Consider the following 13,267-nt stretch of genomic DNA (forward strand, 5'->3'; position numbering starts at 1 on the left):
TGCCGTGGCTGCAGCTGTTGCGGAAGTCGTCCTTATGTGAGGCGGGTCACCGCCGGGCAGGCCGTCACCGGTACTCCGGGTTCGGTGCGTCGGGGGACGACAGGTCCCAGTTGCTCGTGACGTTGCCGTGCGCCGGCACGCCCCCGAGGTCCTTGAGCCGGCGCGCGGCATGCAGCATGTTCCACGCCGCGAAGACCGTGTTGCGGGTCGTCCAGGCGTTGGTGGCACCGCCTGCCTCGTCCAGGTAGGACGGTCCGGGCCCGGCCTCACCCACCCAGTAGGCGTCGACCTGCGGCGGGATGGTGAACCCGATGTGGGACAGCGCGTAGAGCATCTGTGCAGCACAGTGCTTCCCGCCGTCCTCGTTGCCGGTCACGAGCACCCCTCCGACCTTGCCGTAGTAGGACCACTGCCCACGGTCGTTGAGCTGCCCGCTGTAGCCGTACAGCCGCTCGATCACCAGGCGCGTCATCGACGACTGGTCTCCCAGCCAGATGGGCGAGGCCAGCACGACGATGTCCGCCGGCGCGATGAGGTCGGTGTAGAGCGCGGGGAAGTCGTCGACCGCACGGCCGTGCTCCCGCATGTCCGTGTAGACCCCTGGGGGGATCTCGTGGTCCACCGTCCGCACCACGTCCACGCGGGCCCCTACCCCGTCCAGCACCCGCCGGGCGACGGCGACCAGGCCGTCGGTGTGGCTGGGCTCCGGGCTCGGCTTCAGGGTGCCGTTGAGGACCACCACCCGTAGGTCGGAGAAGTCCGTCGGGCTCGCGGTGACCTCGGCGTCGATGAACCGCTGCACAGGAGATGGGAGCATCTCTACCTCGCGTCGTGACAAGGGGCGAGGTGGTCCGCACCGCGACCCGGGTGGCGCGACGGCACGGCGTGGCCGTCGCGCGAGCGGAACCCGGTGAGGCGTCGCCCGGCTTCCAGGAACCGACGCCTCGCCGGGGCCGCCGGGCCACACTGGAGCAGCTCAGGCGTGCCGGGCGACGGCCTCCAGCTGCGCGCGGTCGCGGAGGTCCACACGGCCGTAGCCCACATCGACCATCCCGCGCTCGACGAACGCACGCAGCACCGTGTTGACCGACTGGCGCTGCACACCGACGAGGGCGCCCAGGGCGGCCTGCGGCAGCTCGACGACGCCGTCGACGCTCTCGTCGAGCAACAGCTGGGCCAGCTGTGACTGCAGCGACCGCCCGAGCAGGCTCGTCAGCCGCTGGTGGGAGTACGCGAGGCGTTGCGCGACACTGCTCAGCCACCGCCGGGACAGTCCCGGGTGGCGGGCCAGCAGGTCGTCGAAGTCGCTGCGCTCCAGGACCAGGCACGTCGTGGCGGTGCCGGCCCGCGTGTCGTAGGGCATGGGCATGCCGAGCAGGATCTGGATGTCGCCGTCGATCCCGCCTCGACGCACCGTCTGCACCACGAGCCGGCCCCCGTCCGCAGGCACGGACAGCTCGAGGCGACCGTCCCGGACGATGCGGACGGCCGACGCCTGCTCACCTCGGCGCTGCAGCGGCTCACCCGGTGCCAGGTGACGCACACCGAGCGTCTCGGCCAGTCCCTCGAGGTCCGTCGGCGTCAGCGGGGACGTGTGCGGGTCGCCCACACACCGCGAGACCCACAGGGCGTCGCGGAACGCTGCCGACTGCTCACCGCGAGGCGCGCCCACGCCCGGAGTCTCCCACCTGTGTGTCCTCGGCGCAGCAGGCCGCCCGGAGAGTGTCGTCCAGATGACGGTTCCGGAAGACACTGTCTCGACACCCTGTTCCCCGAGCGCACCGCAGCACCCGACAGACCACGAGGAGAGTCAGATGCCCCGCATCCCCACCCACACCGTCGACAGTGCCCCGGACCAGAGCCGCGCCGTCCTGCACGAGGTCGCCGCGCAGGTCGGGAAGGTCCTCAACATCCACGGCGGCATGGCGCATGCTCCTGTCGTCCTGCACTCCTACGCGGCTCTGCAGGGTGTGATCGCCGAGCACGGCACCTTGGACGCCCGCACGCGTGAGGCCATCGCGCTCACGGTCGCCGCGGTCGACGAGTGCACCTACTGCCAGTCCGCACACACCGCCTCCGGCAAGGCAGCGGGCCTGACCCGCGACGAGATGATCGCCATCCGTGAGGGCTCCTACGACAGCGACCGCCGGCTGGCGGCGCTGCTCGCCGTCGCCCGTGAGGCGACCGCCGACACGGGGTACGTCGCGGACGCCACCTGGCAGGAGGCCCTGGAGGCGGGCTGGAGCGACGCGGAGCTTGCTGAGGTGACGACCCACATGACGGTCAACCTGCTGGCCAACTACTTCAACCACATGGTCGGCACCGAGCTCGACCTCCCCGCCGCCCCGCAGCTGCGCTCGGAGTCTGCTGCCTGAGGCCAGACACGAGCCGAGGGCTCGGTGGGTGGGTGGCCCGGGACGCCGGTCCCTGACGTGCCGCTAGCCTGGGGGCACCTTCGACGCCACGGGAAGCCGAGCTGGGACATGAGCGAGACGGGACGTCTGCAGATCGGCGAGGTCGCCGCGCAGACAGGGTTGAGCGTGCGCACGATCCGGCACTACGAGGACGTGGGCCTCATCACGCCTTCGGCACGGAGCGTGGGCGGGTTCCGCCTCTACTCCCCGAGCGACGTCGCGCGGCTCAGGGCCGTCTGCGGGATGAAGCCGCTGGGCTTCTCGCTGGAGGAGATGGGCGACCTCCTGCACGCCGTCGACACGATGCAGGACCCTGCCGCCGGTGACGACCAGGGCCGGGAGGCACGGGCCGTGGTCGAGCACTTCCACCAGGCGGCCCTGAGCCGGGTCGACAAGGCCCGGCGTGACCTCGAACAGGCGGAGCACTTCGCCACGAGCCTCGGGCACCGCCTCGCCGACACCGCCTCGGGATGACCCGGGCCGGGGCGACCTGAGTGCTGACACGGTGCGTCCCTCACCGCCCCGGGGCCGGCTCACTCGGAGCCTGGTCGTAGCCCCGCCGCGAGGTCGTGCTCGAGCCATCCGCGTGTCCTCCAGTCGTCGACGACCGCGCGGAGGGTGGCGCGTGACATGCGGCCACGGATGGAGGTGGCGTCGGGCCAGGTCGCCTGGACCCAGGAGGTGAGGGCTGCGGTGCCGGTCGCGTCGTCCAGGTGCGACAGACGGGTGGTGGTGCCCAGGTGGGTGCCGAGGAGCAGCACCGTGGTGGCGTCCAGGTCGGTGCGCTCCTCCATGACGGCTGCGACGGCCTGCCTGATGGTCGGGTCGGCGGGCGCGGTCGCAGGAGCGGCGGGCCGGGAGCGGCGAGTGCTCCGGCCGGCTGGGGTGCCGACCTGCGGGCGGGGCGTGGTCCGGGGACCGTGCGGTGGCGCAGGCGGGGTGACAGGGGCGGGCGGGGAGGCTGGGGTGCGGACCAGGGGCGGGTGCTGGCCTGCAGCCGGGTGGTCGCGTGGCTGCCGGTATGCCGCGACGTAGCCTTCGGGGACGGGCTGGTTGCGGCTCAGGGACGTCTGCAGCACGGGCGCGTCGCAGGTCTGGCACAGGGCGATGGACCGGGTGCCGATGATGGCGAGCTGGTTGCCGCGGGGCGTGCGCGTCATCGACTGCGGCCGGTGGACGACGTCGGTGCCCGCGCAGGTCGCGCACGGGGAGACCCCGCGCAGCCAGGCATGGCCGCATCGGCCGCAGGTCAGCCGGATGTCCGCACCGTCGGGACGGCCGTGCAGGTCGTCGGTCTCGCCGCAGCGGGGACAGGACGGGGTCACGGCCATGCTCGCCTCAGCCCCTTCTCCCCTGGTGGGGTCCACCCTGCCTTTTGGGCTCCACCCTACCGTTGCGTTAGCGTTGTCCTACGTGAGTCACTCCCCGCACGTCCACACCGGCACGACGGCGGGTCGTCGCCGCGTCGACGATCCCGTCGATGTCGGGGGTGCCCTGCCTCGGCGCACGTTCGCGGTGATCAGCCACCCGGACGCCGGCAAGTCCACGCTCACCGAGGCTTTGGCGCTGCACGCCCAGGTGCTCTCCGAGGCGGGCGCGGTGCACGGCAAGGCAGGCCGCAAGGCGACGGTGTCGGACTGGATGCAGATGGAGCGCGACCGGGGCATCTCCATCGCCTCGGCGGCACTGCAGTTCGAGTTCGGGGACCACATCGTCAACATGGTCGACACCCCCGGTCACTCCGACTTCTCCGAGGACACCTACCGGGTGCTGTCCGCGGTCGACTGCGCGGTGATGCTCATCGACGCCGCCAAGGGCCTGGAGCCGCAGACCCTCAAGCTCTTCCGGGTCTGCAGGCACCGGGGCATCCCGGTCATCACGGTGGTGAACAAGTGGGACCGCCCCGGCAAGGACCCGTTGGAGCTCCTGGACGAGATCGAGCAGCAGATCGGCCTGCGTCCCACCCCGCTGACCTGGCCGGTCGGCATCGCCGGCGACTTCCGCGGCGTGCTGGAGCGCTCCAGCGGTGACTTCGTCGAGTTCACCCGCACCGCCGGCGGGGCGACCCGGGCCCCCGAGCGGCGGGTCCCGGCATCCGAGGCCCGGCTCGCCCAGGGCCAGTGGTGGGACACCGCCGTCGAGGAGCACGAGCTGCTGGCCGCCGACGGCGCCGACCACCACCAGGAGTCCTTCCTGGCCGGGGTCACCACCCCGGTGCTGTTCGCCTCCGCGCTGCTGAACTTCGGGGTCGGCCAGCTGCTCCAGGTGCTGCTCGACGTCGCGCCCGCCCCGGCACCACAGGCAGGTGAGGACGGCTCCCTGCGGCCCCTGGAGGGCGACTTCAGCGCGTTCGTGTTCAAGGTCCAGTCCGGCATGGACGCCGCCCACCGCGACCGCCTGGCCTACGCCAGGGTCTGCAGCGGCGTCTTCGAGCGCGGCATGGTCGTGCAGCACGCGGACACCGGACGGCCGTTCACGACCAAGTACGCCCAGGCGGTGTTCGGACGCGAGCGGGCCTCGGTCGAGACGGCCTACCCCGGCGACATCGTCGGGCTGGTCAACGCCTCCGCCCTCACCGTCGGCGACACCATCCACACCGGGCCGGTCATCCGCTACCCCGCCATGGCCCGCTTCGCCCCCGAGCACTTCGCCGTCGTCCGGCCCAAGGACAACGGCCGGCAGAAGCAGTTCCGCCGGGGCATGGACCAACTCGACGAGGAGGGCGTGGTCCAGGTCCTGCGCTCGGACCTGCGCGGCGACCAGGCCCCGGTGCTGGCCGCCGTCGGCCTCATGCAGTTCGAGGTCGTCCAGCAGCGCCTGGCCAGCGAGTTCGGCGTCCAGGTCGACCTGGACCACCTCGACTACACCCTGGCCCGCTCGGTCAGCGAACAGGACGCCCCCACCGTGAACGCCGCCCGGGGCGTGGAGGTGCTGCGCCGCAGCGACGGCGCCCTGCTCGCGCTCTTCCCCGACCGCTGGCGTGCCGGCACCGTGGCCCGCAACAACCCCGGCATCACCCTGACCGAGCTGCCCGCCGGCGGACTGTGACCACGCCGACCCAGCGCGGCACCGTGGTCCCGCGGTGAGCGCGCCCGCACCAGCACCGACGCGCCTGCGCAGCCGACGGCCCGACGGCTTCTACGGATGGCACGTCACCGCGTTCTCCGCGCTCGTGCTCATCGCCACCGCGCCCGGCCAGACCGCCGGGGTCTCCACCTTCATCGACCCGATGATCGCCGACCTCGGCATCAGCCGCTCCGGCATCTCCACCGCATACCTCGTCGGCACCCTGACCGGCGCCCTGGCCCTGCCGTTCGTCGGCCGCCTCATCGACCGCTTCGGGGTGCGGGCCAGCATGCTGGTCATCGGGGCCGCCTTCGGCCTCGCGCTGCTGCTCATGAGCACCGTCGCCGGGCCCGTCGGGCTGCTGCTGGGCTTCATGGGCATCCGCTCCCTGGGCCAAGGGGCCCTGGGACTGACCGCGACCACCGCGGCAGCCCGGTGGTTCGAACGCCGCCGCGGCCGCGCCCTCGGCATCGTCTCCGCCCTCGGCTCGGCCGGCATCTCGCTCACCCCCGTGCTCAGCGAGATGCTCATCAGCGCCCAGGGCTGGCGCGTCGCCTGGGTCGTCATGGGCGTGGCCGTCTGGCTGGTGGTCATCCCCGTCGCCGTCCTCGGCATGCGCGACGACCCCGCCGACCTCGGACAGCGCCCCGACGGCACCCGACCGGTCGACGGGACACCACTGCCCCCGCGGTGGGGCCACACCCGAGGCCAGGCCCTCGCCGAGCCCTACTTCTGGGTCCTGGTCGCCGGCGTCGCCACCTCCGGCCTGCTCTGCACCGCCGTGGCGTTCCACCAGATCAGCCTCCTGGGAGAACGCGGGCTCAGCCCCACCGAGGCCGCGGCCAACTTCATCCCGCAGACCCTCGCCGGCATCGCCGCGACCCTGGTGACAGGGTCCATGATCGACCGGCTCAGCATCCGCTGGGTCGTCACAGGGTCCATGACCCTGCACGTCGCAGCACTCGTGTGGGCCACCCTCGCCGTGCCCGGCTGGTCAGCCATCGGGTTCGGCGCAGCCATCGGCGCCGCCGGCGCCTCGATCCGCATCGCCGAAGCCGCCGCCGTCCCCGCCTACTTCGGCGTGCTGCACCTCGGCAGCATCCGCGGCGTCGTCGCCTCCGTCAGCGTCGGCTCCACCGCCTTCGGCCCCCTCGCCTTCTCCCTCGGCCACGACCTCACCGGCAGCTACACCACCATCCTGCTCGCCGGCACCGTGCTCCCCCTCCTGGTCGCCGCAGCCGCACTGGCCGCGCCCCTCCCCTCCTCGCCCGACAGCGCGATGCGGGACCAACTCTCACGTTAGGGTACAGTTGCCGCATCGACCTGATGGTGCGTCGCCGGACGCACGGTCAGGTCGTCGTATGTCGCCGTGATGTCCCGGCGCCCCCCGCGGCAAGGATGCCGCTGAACCTCCTGCCCTGACCCAGGGCGACCCCTCGCTTGTCCCCAGCGGCCCTGTCCGGCGTCGCAGCCACCACCGCATGCCGTTCGGCCTGCCCCTCTCCTTGGAGCACCATGACTCCCACACGCCCCAACGTGACCACCGTCGACGAGCCCGAGTCGGACTTCTCCGTGCGGGCAGCGCTGCGCTCTCCGCAGCGGCTGCGCACCGAGGTCCTGGCCGGGCTGGTCGTGGCCCTGGCCCTCATCCCGGAGGCGATCTCCTTCTCCATCCTGGCCGGCGTGGACCCCCGCGTGGGCCTGTTCGCCTCCTTCACGATGGCGGTGACGATCGCGTTCGTCGGTGGCCGTCGCGCGATGATCTCCGGGGCGACCGGTGCGATCGCCCTGGTGATCGCACCCGTGGTGGCCGAGCACGGCCTGGACTACCTCATCGCCACGGTGATCCTGGCCGGCATCCTGCAGGTCGTGCTCAGCCTGGTGGGGGTGGCCAAGCTGATGCGCTTCCTGCCCCGCAGCGTCATGGTCGGCTTCGTCAACGCCCTGGCCATCCTCATCTTCACCGCCCAGATCCCCTACCTCATCGGGGTCCCCTGGCTGGTCTACCCGATGGTGGTCTTCGGTCTGGTCGTCATGGTCGCCCTGCCTCGCATGACCACCACCGTGCCCGCGCCCCTGGTGGCGATCGTCGTGCTCACCGGCGCCGCGGTGCTGCTGGCCATCAACGTGCCCACCGTCGGTGACCAGGGCGAGCTGCCCGACAGCCTGCCCTCGCTGTTCGTCCCCGACGTGCCGCTGACCCTGGAGACCCTGCAGATCATCGCGCCCTACGCGTTCGCGATGGCCCTGGTCGGCCTGCTGGAGTCGCTCATGACCGCCAAGCTCGTGGACGACGTCACCGACTCCCACTCGGACAAGACCCGCGAGGCCTGGGGACAGGGCAGCGCCAACGTCGTCAGCGGCTTCTTCGGTGGCATGGGCGGCTGCGCGATGATCGGCCAGACGATGATCAACGTCAAGGTCTCCGGCGCCCGCACCCGCATCTCCACGTTCCTGGCCGGCGTCTTCCTGCTCGGCCTGGTCGTCGGCCTCGGCGACCTCGTCGCCACCATCCCGATGGCCGCCCTGGTCGCCGTGATGATCATGGTCTCCGTCGGCACCATGGACTGGCACAGCATCCACCCCGCCACCCTGCGCCGGATGCCGTTCAGCGCGACCGCGATCATGGCCACCACCGTCGCGGTCACCGTCTACACCCACAACCTGGCCTACGGCGTCATCCTCGGCGTCATCGTCGCCACGATCTTCTTCGCCCGCCGGGTGGCCCACTTCACCGAGGTCGTCGACATCGCCCACCCCGACGCCGACACCCGGGTCTACGCCGTGCGCGGCGTGCTCTTCTTCGCCTCCAGCAACGACCTCGTCTACCAGTTCGACTACGCCGGCGACCCCAAGAACGTCGTCATCGACCTCAGCGAGGCACAGATCTACGACTCCTCCACCGTCGCCGCCCTCGACGCCATCGAGATGAAGTACCACCAGAAGGGCAAGAACGTGCAGATCGTCGGCCTCAACGACGCCAGCCAGGCCTGGCACGGCACCCTCACCGGACAGCTCGGAGCGGGGCACTGACCCCTGCCGAGGGCACCCCAGGCCACGACAAAGCCCCAGGCGAGAGATCTCTGACCTGGGGCTTTGGGTGGAGCCGCCTATCGGAATCGAACCGATGACCTATTCATTACGAGTGAATCGCTCTAGCCGACTGAGCTAAGGCGGCGGACACCTCAAGGGTGCGCAGGGAGGATAACCGACCGACCCCCGCCGCCGCGAATCGCGAGACGGAGGCCCCGGGGCCTCAGCAGGTCAGCCCGTCCTCGGGCACCGTGCCCTCGAGGAGGAAGGCGTCGACAGCACCGTCGATGCAGTCGTTGGCACGACCGTAGGCGGTGTGCCCCTCGCCCTCGTAGGACACCAGGACCCCGGACTCGAGCGTCTCGGCGAGCGCGCCGGCCCACTGGTAGGGGGTGGCGGGGTCACCGGTCGTGCCGATCACGACGACGGGCGCCGCGCCCGCTGCGCTGTAGTCGTCCAGGGTCTGCGCCGCCTCGGCCTCCCAGACGCCGCAGGCGCCCTCGCCGGCCAGGTAGCGACCGAAGGTGGGGGCGACCTCCTCGAACTCGGCGAGGATCTCCTCGTCGGTGCGCTCGTCCTCCCCCGCAGGCCGGTCGAGGCAGTTGACGGCATAGATCGCCTGCATCGAGTTGCCGTTGTAGGTGCCGTCGGCGTTGCGGTCGGCGTAGATGTTGGCCAGCAGCATGAGCATGGAGCCGTCTCCGTCGAAGGCCCGCCCGAGCGCCTGGGTCAGGATGTCCCAGGCCGACTCGTCGTACATCGCCACGATGATGCCCAGCAGCGCCCACCCCTCGGTCAGCTCCCCGATCGCGTCGCCGTCGACCGGCAGCGGCTGCTGGTCGACCTCGTCGAGGAAGTCGGTGATCCGCTGCATGCCGGCGTCGACCGAGCCGCCGAGCGGACAGTCGCCCTCGTCCAGGCAGTGCTGCACGTAGGAGCGGGTGGCCTGCTCGAAGCCGGCCGCCTGGCCGAGCCCGATCTCAAGCCCGGAGAGGTTGGGGTCGAGGGCGCCGTCGAGCACCAGCCTCCCGACCTGCTCGGGGAAGAGCTCGGCGTAGGTGGCCCCGAGGTAGGTGCCGTAGGACGCACCCAGGTAGTCCGTCGTGTCCTCGCCCAACGCGGCCCGCAGCACGTCCATGTCGCGGGCGACCTCCACGGTCGATACGTGGCCGAGCAGCTCGGGTGCCGCCTCGGCGCACGCCTGGGCGAAGGACCGCACGAGCTCGTCGGTCTCGGCCTCCTCCTCCGGCGTGTCCGGGCTCGGGTCGGCACCGAGGAACTCGTCCATCTCGCCGTCGTCGAAGCAGGTGATGGGAGCGGAGCCGGCCACCCCACGGGGGTCGAAACCGACGATGTCGTAGGCCGCGGCCACCTCCGGGGACACGACGAACTCGGCCAGCCGGGCATACTCCACCCCGGAGGCTCCGGGCCCCCCGGGGTTCACCATCAGGCTGCCCTGTCGCTCACCGGTGGCCGGGGCCCGCAGCAGCGCCAGCTCGATCGTGGACCCCTCGGGGTCGGCGTAGTCGATCGGCACCGTCAGCGTGGCGCACTCGCCGCCGTCGCACTCGCTCCACTCCAGGGTCTGCGAGTAGAACGTCTCCAGCCCCTCGGGTGCCGTCGCGTCCTGCGGCGCGTCCTGTGTCGCGTCCTCGGAGGCCTCGGGCGTCGCCGTGCCCGCGTCCCCGCTGTCCTGCGGCGACTCCGAGGGAGCGGAGACCTGCGGACTCTCGGTCTCGGGCGCCCCCGCGGAGCAGGCGGCGAGCAGGCTCATCACCCCTGCCCCTGCTGAGAGTCGGGCCCACAGGCCACCTGTCCGTCTGCGCACCGCGCCGTCCTTCCGCATCGTCATCCCCGGGCTCCCGAGCGGGCGTGGGGCAGGACCAACCCAACCATCATCGCCTCGACCACCAGCAGAGGCGCACCGTTGGCGATCAGCCGCTGCCTGGCCAGGTTGATGGTCTCCAGCGCGTGCAGCAGGCCCTCGGGGCCCAGCGCGCGGGCCAGCCGGGCGACCTGCTCGGCCTCGGTGGCGTTGACCGGCTCGACGCCGGATCCGAGCACGAGCGCGTCACGGTAGACGGAGGCCAGGTCGGTGAGCGCGGCGTCGATGGTGTCGTGCTGGCGTCGGCGCGCCACCCGCTTCTGGTCCTCCTCCAGCTGCCGCAGATGGGCGCGCACCGCGGGCGGCTGGGTGCGGGCGGCCGGGTCGGCGCCCAGCTGTCGGAGCACCTCGGCACGTGCGTGCGCGGCGTCCTCGCCGGACACCGCCTGGGCCCCCTGGGTGGCTTCCTCCACGATCTCCGCGGCGGCGGCCAGTGCCTCGCCGAGCGAGGTGAGGGACAGCGGTATGCCGGTCACCCGACGCCGTCGGGACCGTGCGGCCTCGTCGGTCGCGAGCCGCTTGGCGATGCCGACGTGGCTCTGTGCCGCCCGGGCGGCGTAGTGGGCCATCGAGGGCTCGATGCCGTCCCGCCGGATCAGCAGCTCCGCGACGTCGTCGACCGGAGGCGTGCCCAGGCGGACGTGGCGACACCGGCTGCGCACGGTCACGATGAGGTCGTCCAGGGTGGGGGCGCACAAAAGCCACACGGTGCGCGGGGGCGGCTCCTCCAGGGTCTTCAGGAGCGCGTCGGCGGCCTGCTCGTTGAGCCGGTCGGCGTCCTCGACCACGATGACGCGCCAGCGTCCCAGCGTCGGGCGGCCGGCAGCGGCGAGGGCGAGCTCACGGGCGCGCTCCACTCGGATGAAGGTCTCGCTGGTGCTGAGCACCGTCACGTCGGGGTGGCTGCCCACCATCACCGTGCGACAGGCGCCACACTGCCCGCACCCGGGGTCCTGCGGGCGCTCGCACTGCAGCGCCGCCGCGAAGGCCCGCGCCGCCACCGACCTGCCCGACCCCGGGGGTCCCGTGAACAGCCACGAGTGGGTCATCGCCGCAGGCACCGTGGCAGCGCGGCGCAGCGTGTCCACGACACGCTCCTGTCCCACGAGCTGGTCGAAGACGCTCACACGGCCGCCTCGTCGGCGAGCAGCCCGAAGCGCTCGCGCACGGCAGCGTGGATCTGCTGCGCCGGGGCCGTGGCGTCCAGCACGAGGTAGCGTCCCGGATCGGCCGCGGCGAGGTCGAGGAAGCCCTGGCGCACCCGGTCGTGGAAGCCGTCGTCCTCGCGCTCCAGCCGGTCGTGCACGTGTCCCCGGCGGGTCCGGCCCTCCCCCGAGGTGACATCGAGCACCACGGTCAGGTCGGGCAGCAGGCCCTCGGTGGCCCACAGCGAGAGCCCACGCACGTCCTCGCGGGCCAGGGAGCGCGCGACCCCCTGGTAGGCGACCGAGGAGTCCATGTAGCGGTCGGTCAGCACCACGGCACCCCGCTCGAGGGCCGGGCGGACCACGGTCGCGACATGGTGGGCGCGGTCCGCGGCGAAGAGCAGCGCCTCGGCGCGAGGCGCCACGTGCTCCCCGTGCAGCAGGACGTCCCGGATGGCCATGCCGACGGGGGTGCCGCCGGGCTCTCGGGTCAGCACCACCTCACGGCCCCCCTCGCGCAGCCACGCACCGAGCAGTGCGGACTGGGTGGACTTACCTGCCCCGTCACCACCTTCGAAGGCCACGAAGCACCCCCGGGTCGGCGGGACGTCACGGACGGCGGGCATGGCAGGAGCCTAGGACAGTCACCTGACACCGGTGGCCGCGCCGTCCACACCAGGCACTCCCCACGCGTCGGCCCAGGCCCGTAGGCGAGGTGTCGGCATGACGGCTGCCCACGACCATGTGGCGCCTGACCTCGACGACGACCGGCCGCGTGCCCCCGGCCCTCCCCGGGTCGTAGCCGCGGGTGTCGTCCACGGCACCGGCGAAGCCCACCCTGGAGCTGTGGTGGTAGGCGCGCCAGAACTCCAGGCGGCCCCGGCCCAACGGCTCCGGCAGGTGGACCTCGACCCGGTCGGCCATCGCGTGGGCAGCTGCAGGCTCAGCAGCACGTCGTAGAGCAGCCGCCGGTCCATGCGCCCGACGGGCACGCCGTGGTAGTCGACGAACCAGCGGTTGCGTGTCTGCAGCGCGTTCTGCCCGTCCTGCGCCCAGCGGAAGGTGACCTTGCCGCGCCGCACCTCCGGCGGCTCCACGTGCACGGTGAGCGTCTGCGGCATGCCTGCCCGTCCCTCGCTGCTCTCGTCGGGTCAGGTCAGCGGGCCGTCGCCGCGCAGCGACTCGAAGATCAGCGCGGTCTCGGCGTGCAGCACCCCCGGCCGGTTGGTCAGGTGGTCGAGCACGAAGTCACGCAGCGCGTCGGCCGACTCCGCGGCCACATGGACGAGGTAGTCCGTCGCCCCGGAGACGTGGTAGGCGCCGATGACGCCCGGGAGCCGGGGCACCTCGTCACGGAACGCCTCGAAGTGGCTGCGTCGGTGCCCGCCGAAGCGGACCGCGATCATCGCCTGGACCGGACGCCCGACCGCGGCCGGGTCGATGTCGGCGTGGATGCCCAGGATCACCCCGCGCTCGCGCAGGGAGCGCACCCTGACCAGGCAGGTCGACTCCGCGATGCCGGCCTCCCTCGCCAGCATCGCGTTGGACATGCGGCCGTCCTCCTCCAGCAGCCGCACGAGCCGCTGGTCGATCGCGTCCAGGGGTCGCTCTTCGGACGTCTGCACGGGCTTCGCCATGCGTGGCAGTTTACCCGGTCTTGCAGGCATTTCCTTCGTTTTTCGAGTCTTTTTGTCGCAGCACCTGCGTTATACTTGACTGTGGGC

Annotated in this window: 13 protein-coding genes and 1 tRNA gene; 5 read left to right on the forward strand and 9 right to left on the reverse strand. The window is 72.0% G+C overall.

Annotated elements, in window-relative coordinates; genetic code table 11:
- Nucleotides 1–64 precede the first annotated feature (64 nt).
- Both LVO85_RS03000 and LVO85_RS03005 read right to left on the reverse strand, forming a co-directional pair.
- Nucleotides 65–817 carry a flavodoxin family protein gene (locus tag LVO85_RS03000; protein WP_232745902.1) on the reverse strand — a complete coding sequence of 251 codons (753 nt, stop codon included), beginning with the start codon at nt 815–817 and terminating at the stop codon, nt 65–67.
- 159 nt (nt 818–976) lie between these two features.
- Nucleotides 977–1,672 carry a Crp/Fnr family transcriptional regulator gene (locus tag LVO85_RS03005; RefSeq protein WP_232745903.1) on the reverse strand — a complete coding sequence of 232 codons (696 nt, stop codon included), beginning with the start codon at nt 1,670–1,672 and terminating at the stop codon, nt 977–979.
- Nucleotides 1,673–1,814: 142 nt separating this feature from the next.
- Between LVO85_RS03005 and LVO85_RS03010 the strand changes: the two genes are divergently transcribed.
- Both LVO85_RS03010 and LVO85_RS03015 read left to right on the forward strand, forming a co-directional pair.
- On the forward strand, nt 1,815–2,375 hold the full coding sequence (locus tag LVO85_RS03010; protein ID WP_232745904.1) for a carboxymuconolactone decarboxylase family protein: 561 nt from the start codon (nt 1,815–1,817) through the stop codon (nt 2,373–2,375).
- Between the two features lie 108 nt (nt 2,376–2,483).
- The gene (locus tag LVO85_RS03015; RefSeq protein ID WP_232745905.1) at nt 2,484–2,888 is read left to right on the forward strand and encodes a MerR family transcriptional regulator; all 405 of its coding nucleotides are present in this window, start codon (nt 2,484–2,486) and stop codon (nt 2,886–2,888) included.
- Between the two features lie 59 nt (nt 2,889–2,947).
- Here LVO85_RS03015 and LVO85_RS03020 read toward each other — a convergent pair whose 3' ends face one another.
- Nucleotides 2,948–3,745, reverse strand: coding sequence for a hypothetical protein (locus LVO85_RS03020; RefSeq protein WP_232745906.1), 798 nt, complete (start codon nt 3,743–3,745; stop codon nt 2,948–2,950).
- Between the two features lie 163 nt (nt 3,746–3,908).
- Here LVO85_RS03020 and LVO85_RS03025 point away from each other — a divergent pair, with 163 nt between their 5' ends.
- The 3 genes from LVO85_RS03025 to LVO85_RS03035 all read left to right on the forward strand — a co-directional run bounded on the left by LVO85_RS03025 (nt 3,909) and on the right by LVO85_RS03035 (nt 8,513).
- Nucleotides 3,909–5,462 carry a peptide chain release factor 3 gene (locus tag LVO85_RS03025; RefSeq protein ID WP_232746186.1) on the forward strand — a complete coding sequence of 518 codons (1,554 nt, stop codon included), beginning with the start codon at nt 3,909–3,911 and terminating at the stop codon, nt 5,460–5,462.
- Between the two features lie 34 nt (nt 5,463–5,496).
- Nucleotides 5,497–6,783 carry an MFS transporter gene (locus LVO85_RS03030; RefSeq protein ID WP_232745907.1) on the forward strand — a complete coding sequence of 429 codons (1,287 nt, stop codon included), beginning with the start codon at nt 5,497–5,499 and terminating at the stop codon, nt 6,781–6,783.
- A gap of 212 nt (nt 6,784–6,995) precedes the next feature.
- Nucleotides 6,996–8,513, forward strand: coding sequence for a SulP family inorganic anion transporter (locus LVO85_RS03035; RefSeq protein ID WP_232745908.1), 1,518 nt, complete (start codon nt 6,996–6,998; stop codon nt 8,511–8,513).
- A 68-nt stretch (nt 8,514–8,581) separates the two neighbouring features.
- Here the strand turns inward: LVO85_RS03035 and LVO85_RS03040 are convergent.
- The 6 genes from LVO85_RS03040 to LVO85_RS03065 form a co-directional block, all read right to left on the reverse strand.
- Nucleotides 8,582–8,658: transfer RNA gene (locus LVO85_RS03040), tRNA-Thr, on the reverse strand.
- Between the two features lie 78 nt (nt 8,659–8,736).
- Nucleotides 8,737–10,287, reverse strand: a complete 1,551-nt coding sequence (locus LVO85_RS03045) for an alpha/beta hydrolase (RefSeq protein WP_232745909.1) — start codon at nt 10,285–10,287, stop codon at nt 8,737–8,739.
- Between the two features lie 74 nt (nt 10,288–10,361).
- Complete coding sequence (locus LVO85_RS03050; RefSeq protein WP_232745910.1) at nt 10,362–11,525, reverse strand: DNA polymerase III subunit delta'; 1,164 nt, start codon at nt 11,523–11,525, stop codon at nt 10,362–10,364.
- Nucleotides 11,522–12,169: a dTMP kinase gene (gene tmk / locus LVO85_RS03055; protein ID WP_232745911.1), complete on the reverse strand. Its 648-nt coding sequence runs from the start codon at nt 12,167–12,169 to the stop codon at nt 11,522–11,524. Before tmk ends, LVO85_RS03050 begins: the two co-directional genes overlap by 4 nt.
- A gap of 18 nt (nt 12,170–12,187) precedes the next feature.
- Nucleotides 12,188–12,664, reverse strand: a complete 477-nt coding sequence (locus LVO85_RS03060) for a hypothetical protein (RefSeq protein WP_232745912.1) — start codon at nt 12,662–12,664, stop codon at nt 12,188–12,190.
- 30 nt (nt 12,665–12,694) lie between these two features.
- Nucleotides 12,695–13,180, reverse strand: a complete 486-nt coding sequence (locus LVO85_RS03065) for an Lrp/AsnC family transcriptional regulator (RefSeq protein WP_232745913.1) — start codon at nt 13,178–13,180, stop codon at nt 12,695–12,697.
- Between the last annotated feature and the right edge of the window lie 87 nt (nt 13,181–13,267).

Source organism: Ornithinimicrobium sediminis (genome assembly GCF_021272345.1).
Classification (GTDB): domain Bacteria; phylum Actinomycetota; class Actinomycetes; order Actinomycetales; family Dermatophilaceae; genus Ornithinicoccus; species Ornithinicoccus sediminis_B.

Coding starts and splice junctions, on each gene's coding strand:
- LVO85_RS03045 (WP_232745909.1), bottom strand. CDS start 10,287: ATGAGCCTGCTCGCCGCCTGCTCCGCGGGGGCGCCCGAGACCGAGAGT.
- LVO85_RS03060 (WP_232745912.1), bottom strand. CDS start 12,664: ATGCCGCAGACGCTCACCGTGCACGTGGAGCCGCCGGAGGTGCGGCGC.
- LVO85_RS03065 (WP_232745913.1), bottom strand. CDS start 13,180: ATGGCGAAGCCCGTGCAGACGTCCGAAGAGCGACCCCTGGACGCGATC.
- tmk (WP_232745911.1), bottom strand. CDS start 12,169: ATGCCCGCCGTCCGTGACGTCCCGCCGACCCGGGGGTGCTTCGTGGCC.
- LVO85_RS03015 (WP_232745905.1), top strand. CDS start 2,484: ATGAGCGAGACGGGACGTCTGCAGATCGGCGAGGTCGCCGCGCAGACA.
- LVO85_RS03010 (WP_232745904.1), top strand. CDS start 1,815: ATGCCCCGCATCCCCACCCACACCGTCGACAGTGCCCCGGACCAGAGC.
- LVO85_RS03000 (WP_232745902.1), bottom strand. CDS start 817: ATGCTCCCATCTCCTGTGCAGCGGTTCATCGACGCCGAGGTCACCGCG.
- LVO85_RS03035 (WP_232745908.1), top strand. CDS start 6,996: ATGACTCCCACACGCCCCAACGTGACCACCGTCGACGAGCCCGAGTCG.
- LVO85_RS03020 (WP_232745906.1), bottom strand. CDS start 3,745: ATGGCCGTGACCCCGTCCTGTCCCCGCTGCGGCGAGACCGACGACCTG.